At 75.8% G+C, this 14414-nt stretch carries 12 protein-coding genes and 1 pseudogene; 5 read left to right on the plus strand and 8 right to left on the minus strand.

Going from position 1 to position 14414, the window contains the following annotated elements; genetic code table 11:
- Positions 1-58 precede the first annotated feature (58 nt).
- On the minus strand, positions 59-1234 hold the full coding sequence (locus tag IE313_RS29135; protein ID WP_189937465.1) for a YihY/virulence factor BrkB family protein: 1176 nt from the start codon (positions 1232-1234) through the stop codon (positions 59-61).
- Between the two features lie 99 nt (positions 1235-1333).
- On the opposite strand from IE313_RS29135, the gene IE313_RS29140 reads away from it, so the two are divergent.
- Positions 1334-1813, plus strand: coding sequence for an MSMEG_6728 family protein (locus IE313_RS29140; protein WP_189937467.1), 480 nt, complete (start codon positions 1334-1336; stop codon positions 1811-1813).
- Here the strand turns inward: IE313_RS29140 and IE313_RS29145 are convergent.
- On the minus strand, positions 1768-2910 hold the full coding sequence (locus IE313_RS29145) for an MGDG synthase family glycosyltransferase (RefSeq protein WP_189937469.1): 1143 nt from the start codon (positions 2908-2910) through the stop codon (positions 1768-1770). The genes IE313_RS29140 and IE313_RS29145 overlap by 46 nt on opposite strands.
- Positions 2911-3248: 338 nt before the next feature.
- Between IE313_RS29145 and IE313_RS29150 the strand changes: the two genes are divergently transcribed.
- The 3 genes from IE313_RS29150 to IE313_RS29160 are packed head-to-tail and all read left to right on the plus strand — an operon-like array spanning position 3249 to position 5846.
- Complete coding sequence (locus IE313_RS29150; RefSeq protein WP_189937471.1) at positions 3249-4058, plus strand: SDR family NAD(P)-dependent oxidoreductase; 810 nt, start codon at positions 3249-3251, stop codon at positions 4056-4058.
- 4 nt (positions 4059-4062) lie between these two features.
- Entirely contained in the window at positions 4063-5076 is a 1014-nt protein-coding gene (locus tag IE313_RS29155; protein WP_189937473.1) for a DMT family transporter, read from the plus strand.
- Positions 5073-5846 carry a polysaccharide deacetylase family protein gene (locus tag IE313_RS29160; RefSeq protein WP_189937475.1) on the plus strand — a complete coding sequence of 258 codons (774 nt, stop codon included), beginning with the start codon at positions 5073-5075 and terminating at the stop codon, positions 5844-5846. The genes IE313_RS29155 and IE313_RS29160 overlap by 4 nt, the downstream gene beginning before the upstream one ends.
- 31 nt (positions 5847-5877) lie before the next feature.
- Here the strand turns inward: IE313_RS29160 and hypE are convergent, their stop codons facing one another.
- The 6 genes and pseudogenes from hypE to IE313_RS29190 form a co-directional block, all read right to left on the minus strand.
- Positions 5878-6939: a hydrogenase expression/formation protein HypE gene (hypE, locus tag IE313_RS29165; protein ID WP_308439224.1), complete on the minus strand. Its 1062-nt coding sequence runs from the start codon at positions 6937-6939 to the stop codon at positions 5878-5880.
- Positions 6932-8086 (minus strand): hydrogenase formation protein HypD, encoded by a 1155-nt coding sequence (gene hypD / locus IE313_RS29170; protein ID WP_189937477.1) that lies wholly within the window; start codon positions 8084-8086, stop codon positions 6932-6934. Before hypD ends, hypE begins: the two co-directional genes overlap by 8 nt.
- A 206-nt stretch (positions 8087-8292) precedes the next feature.
- Positions 8293-8565 (minus strand): annotated as a pseudogene (locus tag IE313_RS29175) (HypC/HybG/HupF family hydrogenase formation chaperone); the annotation flags it as partial.
- Entirely contained in the window at positions 8528-10960 is a 2433-nt protein-coding gene (locus tag IE313_RS29180) for a carbamoyltransferase HypF (RefSeq protein ID WP_373317086.1), read from the minus strand. The gene IE313_RS29180 and the pseudogene IE313_RS29175, both read right to left, overlap by 38 nt.
- 86 nt (positions 10961-11046) lie before the next feature.
- Entirely contained in the window at positions 11047-11931 is an 885-nt protein-coding gene (hypB, locus tag IE313_RS29185; protein ID WP_189937481.1) for a hydrogenase nickel incorporation protein HypB, read from the minus strand.
- Complete coding sequence (locus IE313_RS29190; RefSeq protein ID WP_189937483.1) at positions 11931-12287, minus strand: hydrogenase maturation nickel metallochaperone HypA/HybF; 357 nt, start codon at positions 12285-12287, stop codon at positions 11931-11933. The genes hypB and IE313_RS29190 overlap by 1 nt, the downstream gene beginning before the upstream one ends.
- 370 nt (positions 12288-12657) lie before the next feature.
- On the opposite strand from IE313_RS29190, the gene IE313_RS29195 reads away from it, so the two are divergent.
- Positions 12658-14379, plus strand: a complete 1722-nt coding sequence (locus IE313_RS29195) for a hydrogenase maturation protein (protein WP_189937485.1) — start codon at positions 12658-12660, stop codon at positions 14377-14379.
- Positions 14380-14414 lie beyond the last annotated feature (35 nt).

Genomic DNA, 14414 nt, shown 5'->3' on the forward strand with positions numbered 1-14414 from the left:
CAGCACGGGGTACCCACGACATCGGCGACGATGCCGGGGGCCGGACGCCGGCGGGGCCTCACTCCTCGGCGCGCCGCCGGTCCCGCGCGCTCCACTTGCGGGTGCCCCTGGGCTCGGCGTACCTTACGCGCCTGCCGCGACCGGTGAGGGCGCGCTCCCTGGCCAGTTCCGAGTCGAACTCCAGGCCGAGCAGGACCGCCAGATTGCCGATCCACATCCACACCAGGAAGACGATCACACCGGCGAGTGCGCCGTAGGTCTTGTTGTACGAGCCGAAGTGCGCCACGTACACCGCGAATCCCGCGGAGGCGGCCATCCAGATCAGCAGGGCCAGGCAACTGCCCGGTGCGACCCAGCGCACCCCGCGGGCCTTCACGTTCGGGCTCGCCCAGTACAGCAGCGAGATCATGGTGGACACCAGCACCACGAGCACCGGCCACTTGGCCACCGACCACGCCGTGAGCGCCGTGTCCCCCGCGCCCAGGGCCGATCCCGCACGGCGCGCCACACTGCCGGTGAACACCACGATCAGCGTGCTCGCGCAGGCCAGCAGCGTCAGCGCCACCGTCACCCCGAGCCGTACCAGCAGCACCTGCCACGCCGGGCGGCCCTCCGGGATGCCGTAGACCGCGTTGGCCGTGCGGATGAACGCCGCCACGTAGCCCGACGCCGACCACACCGCACCCAGCAGGCCGACGACGGCCAGGGCCGAGCCGACGGAGGAGTTGGCCTGCACGTGCCGCACCGCTTCGGTGATGGTGTCCCCGGCGGAGGCGGGCGCGAACCTCCTGAGCGTGTCCACGACGTGTCCGGTCGCGTCGTGCCCGGCGACGCCGAGCAGCGAGACCAGCACAAGCAGGGCCGGGAAGAGCGAGAGCACGCCGTAGTACGTCAGCGCCGCCGCCCGGTCGGTCAGCTCGTCCTCCCCGAACTTGCGGGCGGTGCGGCGCAGCACCGCCCATCCGGAGGGTCCGCGGCGCCGCGCGGGGCCACCGCCCTGGCCGGACCCGGCCCGGGCGCCACCGCCGCCGCGGTCGTGCCCCGCGTCCCCGGGCCCCTCACCCCCGTCCCCCGATCCGTCCCGAGTCCCGTTCCCGGCCCGGTCCTGCGCCCCTTCGCCCGAGTGCTCGGGCGGCCCGTGCCGGCCGTCGCCGTCCGTGCGGCCGAGCGCCATGTAGCCGTCCCGGGCGCGACCGTGCCGTGCGAGGTGTCCGATGTGCGTCAGCCGTGTCATACCCGTACGGATAACCCGAGTGGCCGCGAACAGCCCCCGCCGGCCCACGCCGCCGCCGCGTCCCGCGCGGCGGCGGTGCCCGGCGGGTACAGCACCCCCATGCAGACGTTCCTGCCGTACCCGGACTTCGCCGCGACCGCGGCCGTGCTGGACGACCGGCGGCTCGGCAAGCAGCGCGTGGAGGCCCTCCAGGTGCTGCGGGGCCTGACCGTGCCCGGCCACGGCTGGCGGCGGCACCCCGCGGTGCGGATGTGGCGCGGCTACGAGGAGGCGCTGGTCCGCTACGGCCTTCAGGTGTGTGCGCGGTGGACGTCACAGGGACGCGCCGACACCTGCGCGGCCTCCCTGCTGTCCTCCTTCGCGGGGGACCGCGCAGGCCGTCCGGTGCGCCCGCAGCCGGAGCTGGCCGCGGACGGCGAGCTGCCGCCCTGGCTGGGCGAACCGGACTTCCACCGCAGCCACCGGTCCGCCCTGGTCCGCAAGGACCCGGAGCACTACGCGGAGCTCTTCCCCGGTGTGCCGGACGACCTGCCCTACGTGTGGCCGGTCTCCGACCGCGACCCCGAGGCGGGTGCGTGAGGAGGCGCGCCGGCGGCCGGCGCGGCCAGATCCCGCAGTGCCCCGACCGCGTCGGCGCCCAGCAGCGCCTGCCCCGCCGCGACCCGCCGGTCACGGACGGGACCGGGGGGAGCGAGCGTGTCCAGGGAGCGGATCAGGGACCACGAGTCCCAGGCGTGGTCGCTGAGCCCCAGTTCGGCCATGGTCCTGACGCCCGCGACCCCATGGCCGGGAATGGGCCGGTAGCCGATCACGGGCACACCCGCCGCCAGCGCCTCGAGCGCGGTCTGCCCCGCGGCGTTGTCGATGAGCGCGCGACAGGCGCCCAGCAGCCCCGGCATGTCGTCGACCCAGCCCAGGGCGAGCGCGCCGGGCTCCCGGGAGACCTCCCGCCGCAGCCGGGCGTTGTCCCCGCACAGCACCACCGGGAGGTACCCGGCCGCGGACACCAGCCACGCCGTGTGCGCGACCCGGGTGCCCACCCCCCAGGCACCCGCCGACAGCAGCACGGGGCCGCCGGGCGTGCCGGCGAGCCGCGCCCGCCACCGTGGCGCGGTGGGCGCCGGGCCGAGGAACCGCTCGCCCACCAGCGGCCCCGACACGACCGCCGGGCGGCCGAGGGCCTCCTCGACCCGCTCGGCGATCGCCGGAGTGAGGCAGAGCTGGAGGTCGTTGCCCGGATGCAGCCACTGGCGGTGCGCCGCGAAGTCGGTGATCACCACCGCGGCGGGTACCGGCAGGGCACCCCGGGCCCGTAGCCGCCCGGTGAGCTGGGCGGAGAGGTGGAAGGTCGCCACGACCACATCCGGCCTCTCCCGCGCGACCATGTCGAGCAGGCTGCGCTCCGCGAGGGCGGCCAGCGGCGCACTGCCCGGCCGCGGCCCGCGCCCGGGCCGGAAGAACGCCGCGTACACCCCGGCGTACACGGCGGGGAAGCGGCCGACGGCCGTGCGGTAGAAGCCGCGCAGCCCGCTCCCGAGACTCCCGGGGAGCAGGTCGAGGACGTCGGCGCGTGCGGTGTGGTGGCCCGCGGCACGCAGCCTGCGGGACAGCTCCGCCGCGACCGCGTCGTGTCCGCGGCCCATGCTTGCGCTCAGAACGAGGAATCGTGCGGGCATCCGCCGTCCTCCGGTTCGTCGTGGGCGCCCGCCGGCGGACCGGCGGCGCCCTGCTGTCCGGCGCGGCGCGGCCCGGCGGCCGGTCGCGCCCGGAGGGCGCCCGGGTCTCCTCACCCGTACACCCTCGCCCCGGGGTATCCGCGGCGGCCTAGCTCAAACGGCCTTCCCAAACGTGCCGGCCCCCGATGTCCCCGGTTCGGGGCCCAGCGCTGCTGCGGACGGCCCCGGCCGAGGTTTACGAGGACCCGGGCCCGGCTACTCCAACACGACCCCGCACGTCGTGCCGCAGCGATCGACCTGGTGCACCGGCGCGACCACGGCGGACGGAGGCAGATGTCATGGCCCGTACGGATTCCGGCGTCTCTTACCGGCCGGTCCCGGAGCTGACGGAGCACGGCGCCGCGCACGGAGTGGCCCTGGTGACCGGGGCGTCGTCGGGCATCGGAGCGGCCGTGGCACGGCAGCTCGCCGCCGACGGCGGCTGGCGGCTGCTGCTCACCGGCCGGGACCGGGACCGCCTCGACGCGGTGGCCGAGGCGCTCTCGGCCACCGCCGTGCGCGCCGACCTGGACGACCAGGACGAAACCGAGCACCTGGTCGGCGAGGCACTGCGGGCCACGGGCCGGATCGACCTGCTGGTCGCGGGCGCGGGCATCGGCTGGGCCGGGCCCTTCCACACCATGCCGCTGTCCGCGGCCACCCGGGTGGTGTCCGTGGACCTGGTCGCCGTCATCCGCCTGGTCAGGCTGGTGCTGCCGCACATGCTGGCGGCCCGCAGCGGCCACATCGTGCTGATCGGCTCGGTGGCCGGTACGTTCGGTGTGCGCGGCGAGGCGGTCTACTCGGCGGCCAAGGCCGCCGTCGCCACCTTCGCCGACGCGCTGCGCTACGAGCTGGACGGCACCGGGGTGCACCTCACGCACATCCTGCCGGGCGTCGTCGACACCCCCTTCTTCGAGCGGCGCGGGGCCCCCTACACCCGAAGCAGGCCCCGCCCGATACCGCCGGAGAAGGTCGCCGACGCGGTGTGCACCGCGCTGCGGCAGGGCCGTCACGACGTGTACGTGCCCGGGTGGCTGCGCCTGCCGGCCTATGTGCGTGGTGTCGCCCCGGGCCTCTACCACCGACTGGCCGCACGATTCGGGTGATGGTGTGAACGCGCTCACGGTGGCCTTGGCGCTGCTTGCGGCGACGGGCAACGGCGCGGCATCGGTACTGCAGCGGCGGGCTGCCGTCGACCAGAAGGACGAGGACACGCACCACCCGCCCGCCGGACCGCCCCTCAGGCGCGCGGTGCGGCGGCTGCTCGGGCTGCTGCGGCGGCGGTACTGGCTGGCCGGGTTCGCGGCGATGGTGCTCGCCGCCGCTTTCCAGGCCGGCGCCCTGACGGTGGGCGAGCTGTCCGTGGTGCAGCCGCTGCTCGCCAGCGAGCTGCTGTTCACCCTGCTGCTCGGCAGCCTGGTCTTCCGGCACCGGCCGGACGTCATCACCTGGCTGTCGTTCCTGATGCTCGCCGTGGGCCTGGGCCTGTTCATGGGAGCCGCGGCGCCGACCGGCGGGTCGGCGACCTCCGACGTGTCGCACTGGCTGCCCGTCGGCGCCTGCCTCCTCGCGGCGGTGGCGGTGCTCGGCGTCGTCGCCCACTCCGTCCACGGCACCCCGCGCGCCACCGTGCTCGGTGCCATCACCGCCGTCGGCTTCGCCTGCACGGCCGCGCTGATCAAGGAGGTCACCGGCCGGCTCTCGGACGGCGAGTCCGCCGTGTTCACCAGCGGCTACCTGTACGCCACGGGTGCGGTGGGACTGCTCAGCTTCCTCATGCTCCAGGCCACCCTGCGGGCCGGCACCCTCGCCGCCTCGCAGCCCGCCCTGACCCTCGGCGACGCGCTGGTGAGCGTGGTCCTCGGGTGGGCGCTCTTCGGCGAGAAGGTCTCCCTCGGCGGCCATCCACTGGCCGGGGTCCTGGGCGTCTGCCTGATCGCAGGCGGCACCACGGGCCTCGCGCGCTCTCCCGCGGTGCACGGAGAGTGGGACACCGCGCCCGACGGGGGCGCCCGACGGGCGTCCTCCAGCCTGCGCCGCGCGCTGCGCCTGCGCATGCGCGGGCCCGCGCGTCCTTCGCGCGGCCGGCGGCGCGGCCGGGCACGACGCAGGGGCCGGCGGTGACGGCCGGGCGCGGGCGGCGGCACCCGCGGGCACAGGCGGCCCTGACCGCCGGGCCCGCACTGGTCCTGGCCGCGCACGTCGCACCGGCCGGCACCTGGCTGCCCTGGGTGCGCCGGGCCCTGTGGCCTTCGCTCGCCGGCCTCGGGGAGCGCGGGCACGTGGCCCTGACCTTCGACGACGGGCCGGACCCGGGCAGCACCCCGTACTTCCTCGACGCCCTTGAGCGGCTCTCGGTGCGCGCCACCTTCTTCGTCCTCGGCGAGGAGGTGCGGCGCCACCAGGAGCTGGCCCGCGAGACGGCCCGCAGGGGCCACGAACTCGCCGTGCACGGCTGGGACCACTCGCCGCCCTGGCTGCCCGCACCGGGCCGGGACGTCCGGGACCTGGGGCGCGCCCGGGCGGTGGTCGGCCGGGCCTCGGGCGCGGCGCCGCGGTGGTACCGGCCGCCGTACGGGATCCTCACCGGCGGGCGCTGGGCCGCCGCGCGTCGCTGCGGGCTGCGGCCGGTGCTCTGGACGTCGTGGGGCCGGGACTGGACCGCCGACGCCGCGCCCGCGGCCGTGCTCGCCGCCGTCCGCCGGAACCTGCGGGGCGGCGGCACGGTCCTGCTGCACGACACGGACCGCACCGCGGCACCCGGCGCCTGGCGGGCCACACTGGCGATGCTGCCCGAACTGGTCGGGCACTGCCGGGCCGCGGGTCTGAGCGTGGGACCGCTGGCGGAGCACGGGATCGACGGGCACGGCCCCGCGCCCGACGGCCACCGGTGAGGCCGGGCCGGGCGGGGCCGGCACCGCTCCCTCAGCAGATCCGCGGGAGCTGTTCGCCGACGGGCAGGTCGACCACCCTGGTGCCGCCGAACCGGGAGCGGGCGAGCACGCCGCCGGGGTGGTCGGCCACACAGGCGCCGATGGCGGTGGCCGCGGTGCCGCAGGGGTGGGCGCGCATGGCGGCCAGCACCGCCTCCGCGTCGGCCGCCGGCACGCAGGCGACGAGCCGGCCCTCGTTGGCCACGTACAGCGGGTCGAGCCCGAGGAAGCCGCAGGCGTTCGCGACCGGCTCGGGCACGGGCACCCGGTGCTCGTCGATGACGATGCCGCAGCCGGCGGCGGCGGCGATCTCGTTGAGCGTGGTGGCGAGGCCGCCGCGGGTCGGATCGCGCAGCGCGTGCAGATCGCCCGCCACCTCCAGCATGCTGCTGACCAGGCCGCCGAGCGGTGCGGTGTCACTGGTCACGTCGGCCCCGAACTCCAGGCTCTCGCGGACGCTGAGGATGGCGATGCCGTGCATGCCCACGGGCCCGCTGACGAGGACGACATCGCCCGGCGCGGCCCGCTGGGGCCGGATGTCGACACCCCGGGGGATCAGGCCGATCCCGGAGGTGGTGACGTAGACGCCGTCGCCGTGCCCGGAGTCCACGACCTTGGTGTCGCCGGTGACGACGGTGACGCCCGCCGCCCGGGCCGCCGCGCCGATCGCCTGCGCGATCCGGCCCACCACCTCCAGCTCCGTGCCCTCCTCCAGGATGAACGCACACGACAGGAAGGCCGCGCGGGCGCCGGACATGGCGAGGTCGTTGACGGTTCCGTTGACCGCGAGGTCGCCGATGCAGCCGCCCGGGAAGAACAGCGGCCGCACCACGTAGGAGTCGGTGGACAGTGCGAGCCGTGTACCGCCGAGTTCCACCGCGGCGGAGTCGGCGAGGTCGGCGAGCACGTCGTTGCCGTAGGCCGGTGCGAACAGGTGCTCCATCAGCTCCGCCGACAGGGCGCCGCCACCACCGTGGCCCATGACGACGACGCCCTGCTCGCGCAGCGGTGCCGGGCACGTCCAGGCGCTCGGGTCGAGCACGGTGTCAGCCAACGGGGGTCGCCTCCTCGGTGCTGCCCGCGTCCTGTGGGGCGCGGGCGGTGGCGGCGGCCGGCCGCAGCCGCCGGTAGTGGTAGTACGCGGCGCAGGCCCCCTCGCTGGAGACCATGGTGGCGCCGAGCGGCGTGCGCGGGGTGCACAGTGTGCCGAACGCCTCGCACTCGTGCGGCTTGACGAGCCCCTGGAGCACGTCGCCGCTGCGGCACACCGCGGGCTCCTCGGTCGTCACCCCGGTGACCTGGAAGCGGTGTTCCGCGTCGAAGGAGCGCCACGCGGGCGCCAGGCTCCAGCCGCTGTCCGGGATCCTGCCGATGCCCCGCCAGGACCGGTCGGTGGTGACGAACACCTCGGCCAGCATGGCGAGCGCCGCGGGGTTGCCCTCGTCGCGCACGGCGCGGGGATAGGCGTTCTCGACCCGGTGCGTGCCGCGCTCAAGCTGGTGCACGGCGCGCCGGATGCCTTCGAGGATGTCCAGCGGTTCGAAACCCGTGACCACGATCGGCACCCGGTGGCGCTCGGCCAGCGGCGGGTACTCGGCCAGGCCCATCACGCTGCACACGTGGCCCGCCGCCAGGAAGCCCTGCACCCGGCACTCGGGGGAGCGCATGATCGCCTCGATCGCGGGCGGCACCCGTACGTGCGAGACGAGCATGCTGAAGTTGCGCAGCCCAAGGCGGTCGGCCTGGTGCACCGCCATCACGTTGGCGGGCGCGGTCGTCTCGAAGCCGATGCCGAAGAACACCACCTCGCGGTCCGGGGTGCGCCGGGCGATCCGCACGGCGTCCAGCGGCGAGTAGACCACCCGCACGTCGCCGCCCGCGCTCTTGACCCGGAACAGGTCGCGGTCCGTGCCCGGTACCCGCAGCATGTCGCCGAAGGAGCAGAACACCACCTCGGGCCGGGACGCGATCGCAAGCGCCTTGTCGATCATCTCCAGCGGGGTCACGCAGACCGGGCAGCCGGGGCCGTGGATGAGCTCCAGGCCGTCGGGCAGCAACTGGTCGATGCCGTGCCGGATGATCGAGTGGGTCTGGCCCCCGCACACCTCCATGAGCGCCCAGGGGCGGGTGGCGGTGGCACGGATGTCGTCCAGCAGCCGCCGGGCCAGCGCCGGGTCGTTGAACTCCTCGACGTACCTCATCGTGTCCCCTCCGCAATGCGGGCATGGGCCCCGGCACGCGGCGGTGCTGCGGTGGGGGACGCGCCGTCCGGCGGGGTGACCGGGGCCGTGCTGCCGTCCGGTGGGGTGGCGGGGGCCGTGCTGCCGTCCGGTGGGGCGCCGCCTGGGGGCGCGTCGGCCTCCTGGGCCCGCGGCGTGCGCGCGAGCGCGCCTGCGCCGTCGGCGGGGCCCGCCTCCGCAGCGGCCCGTTCCCAGGCGTCGCCGAACTCCTCCTCCAGCGCGCCGATGCGCCGGAAGAGCTCCAAGGTGGCCAGCGCCGACTCCTCGTCGAGGCGTTGCAGGGCGAATCCGACGTGGACGACGGCGTAGTCGCCGACCTCGATGTCCGGCAGGTAGGCCAGGCACACGTCCTTGACCACACCGCCGAAGTCGACCTTCGCCATCGGGATGCCGTCCCTTTCCTCAGTGGCCACCACTTGGCCGGGCACTGCCAGGCACATGGGCATGTCCTCCTCGTGTGGGGTGGTGAAGTCCTTGGGCGGCGCCGGGGGCTCGCTGCTGCCGCCTGGCCGCGACCAGGAGCTGACCGAGCGCCAGGCCGCCGTCCCCGCAGGGCACGGCCCGGTGCCGCAGCACGGTGAACCGCTCGGCCCGCAGCCTGCGGGTGCACGCCTCCTCCAGCAGGGTGTTGGCGAACACCCCGCCGGTCAGTACGACGGTGCCGACACCGGTGGCGCGGCGCCCGGCGCGGCAGGCGCCGGCGACCGCGTCGGCCACGGCGTGGTGGAACCGCGCGGCGAGCACATCGGCCGGGGTACCGGCGCGCAGGCCGTCGGCGAGTGCGCGCAGCACGGGCGCCGGGTCCAGCAGTCCGTCCGCCGTCCGCCCGAAGGCGCGGGCCGGCCCGCACCGCTCCATCGCGCCGGCCGCGCACGCCTCCAGTTCGACGGCCGCCTGCGCCTCGTGGCCCGCCCGGTGGCAGACGCCCAGCAGCGAGGAGACCGCGTCGAAGAGCCGTCCCATGCTGGACGTCGGCACGCAGGCGACACCGCGCTCCAACTGGCGCCGCAGCACCTGCCGCTCACCGGGCGGGCAGGCGGCCACGCACGGCAGGCCAGGACACCAGTCGACGCCGGCTGCCCGCAGGTGCGACAGGGCCATCCGGTACGGGCGGCGCACGGCGGTGTCACCACCGGGCAGCGGCACGTACGCCAGCCGGGTCAGCCGCCGGTAGCCGTCGTAGTCGGCGAGCATGACCTCGCCGCCCCACACCGCGCCGTCGTCGCCGTAGCCCGTGCCGTCGAAGGCCACCCCGATCACCGGTGCCAGGCCGTCGAGGCCCGCGTCGCCCATCGCGGAGGCGATGTGGGCGTGATGGTGCTGCACCTGGTGCAGGGGGCGGCCGCGGGCTTCCCGCCGTGCCCAGCGGCCGGAGTGGTAGCCGGGGTGGCTGTCCGCGGCCAGCAGCTCGGGACGCACACCGGTGAGGGCGCCGAGGTGGCCGAGCGCCTGCTCGAAGACCCTGACCGCCGCCGGGTCCCCGAGGTCGCCGATGTGCTGGGACAGCCAGGCGCTGCGCCCCTCGGCCAGGCAGAACGCGTTCTTCAGGTCCCCGCCGACCGCCAGCGACGCCGGCACCTCGAACGGCAGCGGTACGGCCTCGGGCACGAAGCCGCGCGAGCGGCGCAGCAGCAGCGGGGTACCGTCCGGCCGTACCCGCAGTACCGAGTCGTCGCACGGGGTGCGGATGCCGCGGTCGTGCCAGAGCCAGGCGTCGGCGATCCCCGCCAGCCGTTCGAGGGCCTGCGCGTCGTCCGTGACGATGGGCTCGCCCGACCGGTTGCCGCTGGTCATCACCAGCACCCGGGGCCCGGGCGGATCACCGGGCAGCCCGAACAGCAGATGGTGCAGCGGTGCGTACGGGAGCATCACCCCGATGTCCGGGCTGCCGGGGCAGACGGTGTCGGCGAGGGGCGCCGCCGGCGGTCCCGACCCACCGGGCGGTCCTGGTGCCCCGGGAGGCCCGGACGTCCCGTCGGTGGCGCCCGTGGCCCCCGGCGCCGGGCCGCGGCGCAGCAGCACGATGGGCCGCCGCCTGCTGGTCAGTGCCTGTTCCTCGGCGGTGCCGAGCGGTGCGAGGGTCCTCGCGGTGGCCGGATCGGCGGCCATCACGGCGAACGGCCTGGTGCCTCGTTCCTTGCGGCTCCGCAGCCGCGCCACCGCGGCCCCGTCGCCCGCGTCGCACACCAGGTGGTAGCCGCCGACTCCCTTCACGGCGAGCACTGCCCCCGAGGCGAGCAGTTCCCTGGCCCGGGCCCGCGCCGCGTCACCGTCGAGCCGGGGGCCGCCGTCCGCCCCGCTCAGGTACAGCCGGGGGCCGCACTCCCGGCAGGCGACCGGCTGGGCGTGGAAGCGCCGGTCACCGGGGTCCGCGTACTCCCGTGCGCAGCGCCCGCAGAGCGGGAAGCCGGCCATGGTGGTGTTCGGCCGGTCGTAGGGCAGGCCGGTGACGATGGTGAACCGCGGCCCGCAGTGGGTGCAGGTGACGAAGGGGTGGCGGTACCTGCGGTCGGCCGGATCGGCCAGCTCGGCCGTGCAGGCGTCGCAGACGGCGGAGTCCGGCGGCACCAGCGTACGGCCCGTGCCCCCCTCGGACGGCCTGATGACGAACTCGGGCGCACCGCCCCGGGGCGGCAGCGCGCACCGGGTGACGCCGGTGACGGACGCGAGCGGCGGTGCGTCGGCCCGCACCCGTTCGCAGAACGCATCCACCAGGTCTTCGGCGCCCTCGACCTCCGTGACCACACCGCCGGGGTGGTTGGTGACGTGGCCGCCGAGCCCCAGGCTCCCCGCCAGGCCGTGCACGAAGGGCCTGAAGCCCACTCCCTGCACCACACCGCTGATGGTGAGCCGCAGCCGGACCGGGGCGGCTGCCCCGGGCGGCCGCCGGTCCGGGGCGGGCCCGGGCGGATGTCCCACGGCTACCGGGCCTCGGCGGGCTCGGCGCGCCGGGGGCCGAGCGGTCCGCTGTCCTGCGGCAGGCCGTCGTGCCGGGGCGCGTCGCCGCGGTGCCGCTGCGCCCCGCCGTCGTGCTCGTGTGCCCCGCCGTCGTCGGCCTGCGCCCGGCCGCCGTCCGCGTGTGCCTCGCCGCCGTGTCCGTGTCCGAACTCCGCGAGGTGCCGGGACGCCAGCACGGGCCGGTGGGGCGCGGCCCCCCTGCACACCGCCGCGACCCGGGCCGCGAGCGCGTCGACGCCCTCGCCGTCGCGGGCCGACGTCCTGACGATCTCCACGCCCGGGTTGACGGCCGCGACGTGCCGCTCGAACGCCGCGGCGTCGAACCCGGCCGCGGTGAGCAGATCGGTCTTGGTGAGCACCACCAGATGGGCGAGACCGAAGGCGGCCGGGTACTTCAGGGGTTTGTCCTCGCCCTCGGTCACCGACATCAGCGCCACCCGCAGGCTCTCGCCGAGGTCGTAGGCGGCCGGGCAGACGAGGTTTCCGACGTTCTCCACGAACAGCACCTCGGTGCCGTCCGGCAGCCAGCCGTCCAGATGCGTGCGCAGTTGCGCGCACTCCAGGTGGCACAGGCCCCCGGTCAGCACCTGCCGGACCGGTGCGCCGGAGCGGGCGAGCCGCCGGGCGTCGTTCTCGGTGGCGAGGTCGGCGGTGAGCGCCGCGACCTTCACCCCCTGCTCGCCGCAGCGCCGCAGCAGGCGCTCCAGCAGCGCCGTCTTACCGCTGCCGGGGCTCGACAGCAGATTGACCAGCACCGTGCCGCGGGCCGCGAGGGAGGCTCGCAGCGCGGCGGCCAGGGTGTCGTTCTCGGCGAGTACCGCCTGCCGGACATCGACGACTCGGCACATCACAGGGCTCCTTCATCCAGTTCGACGGCGGTGATCTCCAGTTCCCGGCCGCTGACCACGCCGGACGCCGGCGTGTCGCACCCCGGGCACCACAGGAACGGGGGAGTGCCGACCGCGAAGGCGGTGCCGCACGGCTCGCAGCGGGCCCGGGCAGGCACCTCCTCGACGAGCAGCAGCGCCGCATCGGCCGCCGTGCCCGCCCTGGCCAGCCCGAACGAGAACCGCAGCGCGTCCGGCACCACCCCGGCCAACTCGCCGACCCGGATCCGCACGGTGCGTACCGGCGCGTCACCGTGCCGCCGCGCCACCTCCTGGACGCGTTCGACGAGGGCGGTGGCGATGGACAGCTCGTGCATGGGGCTCCTCGCTCCCGCCGGCCGAGCAAGGTGCGGGGTCAGGGGACATGCGGTACGGGACGGGCGGCTCCCGCCGTACGGGCTCAGGGCGCGCACGCTGTTGCGGTGGCGCCCTGAGCCCGGGCACCGGAAGGGGCCGTACCGCGCCGGCCACTCTAGGAACGGCGCGCGCACCGCAGCGGTGCGCGCGCCCGGCGGGAGCACGGGTTCCCCCGTCCGGCGCAACTGCTCTTGCGCACCGGCCGGGCCGCACCGGAAGTCGGCTCATCACACGGCACCATCGCTGTGTCGCGCCCGCACCGCCGCGGGCCGCCCGCCCGGCGCCGTGGCACACCGAACCCGACGCGGCACACGTCACCAGGAGGTCGTGGTGCGGATCCTGCTCATCGCAAGCGCGTTCAACAGCCTCACCCAGCGGGTGCACGCCGAGCTGCGCGACCGGGGCCACACCGTCGCCCACGCGGTGGTGCGCGACGGCGACTCGGTACGGGCCGCGGTCGAGCGGCACGACCCGAAACTGGTCATCGCCCCGCTGCTGAGGACCGCGATCCCCGAGGACGTGTGGTCCCGCCGCACCTGCCTCGTCGTGCACCCGGGCCCGCCCGGCGACCGCGGCCCCTCCTCACTCGACTGGGCGATCCAGGAGGGGCAGGCGGCCTGGGGCGTCACCGTCCTGCAGGCGGACGCCGTGTTCGACGCGGGTGACGTCTGGGCCTCCGCCTCCTTCCCGATGCCGGCGGCCGCCAAGAGCGACATCTACCGCGGCGAGGTGTCCGACGCGGCCCTGGAGGCGGTGATGCTCGCCGTCGGGCGCTTCGCATCCGGCGCCTACCGGCCGCGCCCTCAGCAGGACCTCAAGGTCCGCACGCGGCCGGTGCTCGACCAGTCGAGGCGCCGCATCGACTGGAAGGAGGACAGCACCGCCACCGTGCTGCGGACCCTGCGCGCGGCCGACTCGCGGCCCGGCGTCCTCGACGAACTGCTCGGCGAGGAGTGGTACCTGCACGGCGGCCATCCCGAGGACCAGTTGCGGGGCCGCCCCGGCGCGCTCCTCGCCACCCGCGCCCAGGCGATCTGCCGGGCCACGGTCGACGGCGCCGTGTGGCTCCCGCAGCTACGGCCGCGCCGTGCCCCCGGCGGCCCCGCCACCTTCCGGCTGCCCGCCACCCTCGCCCTCGACGACCGGCTGCCGCCCCTCCCCGAGGTTCCCGCACCCCTGGAACTGCCCGCGGGCCGCCGTACGTACAGCGAGATCCGCTACCAGGAGGAGGACGGCGTCGGCTTCATCAGATTCGCCTTCCCCGGCGGCGCCATGAGCACGGTGCAGTGCCGCAGGCTGCTCGCGGCCTACCGGTTCGCGTGCACCAGGCCGACCCGGGTGCTGGTGCTCGGCGGCCGCCGGGACTTCTTCTCCAACGGCATCCACCTGGGCGTCATCGAGGCCGCCGGCAACCCGGCCGAGGAGTCCATGGCGAACGTCAAGGCCATGGACGACGTGGTGGAGGCGGTGCTGACCACCACCGACCGGCTGGTCGTCGCGGCCCTGCCCGGCAACGCGGCCGCGGGCGGTGTGATGCTCGCCCTCGCCGCCGACGAGGTGTGGTGCAGGTCGGGCACCGTGCTCAACCCGCACTACAGGCTCATGGGCCTGCCCGGCTCCGAGTACTGGACCTACACCTTGCCCCGCCGGGTGGGCGCGGAGACCGCCGAGAGCCTCACGCGCGACACGCAGCCGCTCAGCGCGGCCGCCGGGCGCCGGCTCGGCCTGGTGGACCACATCCTGCCCAGCACGCCGCAGGCGTTCGCCGCCCAGGTCGCCGCCCGCGCCGCGGAACTGGCCGGCGACCCCGGCACCCACCAGCGCGTGACGGACAAGAAGAAGGCCCGGGCCCGCGACGAGGCGATCAAGCCGCTCGCCGCCTACCGCACCGAGGAACTGGCCGCCATGCGCCGGGTCTGCCACGACCCGGCCGCCCCCTACCACGCCCTGCGCCGCGCCTTCCTCCGCAAGGAGCCGCCGCCGGGTGCCCGGCGAGTCCGGCCCGCCGTTGCGCCATCCGGTGGACACGACGGGCAGACCACCACATTGTAGGGATATGAGTGGTATGTGAGATTCAACGATGCGCA

It is taken from the genome of Streptomyces sulfonofaciens (assembly GCF_014656295.1).
Taxonomy (GTDB): Bacteria; Actinomycetota; Actinomycetes; order Streptomycetales; family Streptomycetaceae; genus Streptomyces; species Streptomyces sulfonofaciens.

What these genes read in the sequence shown, in the direction of transcription:
- IE313_RS29135 (WP_189937465.1), bottom strand. Translation starts at nt 1,234, where the DNA reads ATGACACGGCTGACGCACATCGGACACCTCGCACGGCACGGTCGCGCC.
- IE313_RS29140 (WP_189937467.1), top strand. Translation starts at nt 1,334, where the DNA reads ATGCAGACGTTCCTGCCGTACCCGGACTTCGCCGCGACCGCGGCCGTG.
- IE313_RS29145 (WP_189937469.1), bottom strand. Translation starts at nt 2,910, where the DNA reads ATGCCCGCACGATTCCTCGTTCTGAGCGCAAGCATGGGCCGCGGACAC.
- IE313_RS29150 (WP_189937471.1), top strand. Translation starts at nt 3,249, where the DNA reads ATGGCCCGTACGGATTCCGGCGTCTCTTACCGGCCGGTCCCGGAGCTG.
- hypD (WP_189937477.1), bottom strand. Translation starts at nt 8,086, where the DNA reads ATGAGGTACGTCGAGGAGTTCAACGACCCGGCGCTGGCCCGGCGGCTG.
- hypB (WP_189937481.1), bottom strand. Translation starts at nt 11,931, where the DNA reads ATGTGCCGAGTCGTCGATGTCCGGCAGGCGGTACTCGCCGAGAACGAC.
- IE313_RS29190 (WP_189937483.1), bottom strand. Translation starts at nt 12,287, where the DNA reads ATGCACGAGCTGTCCATCGCCACCGCCCTCGTCGAACGCGTCCAGGAG.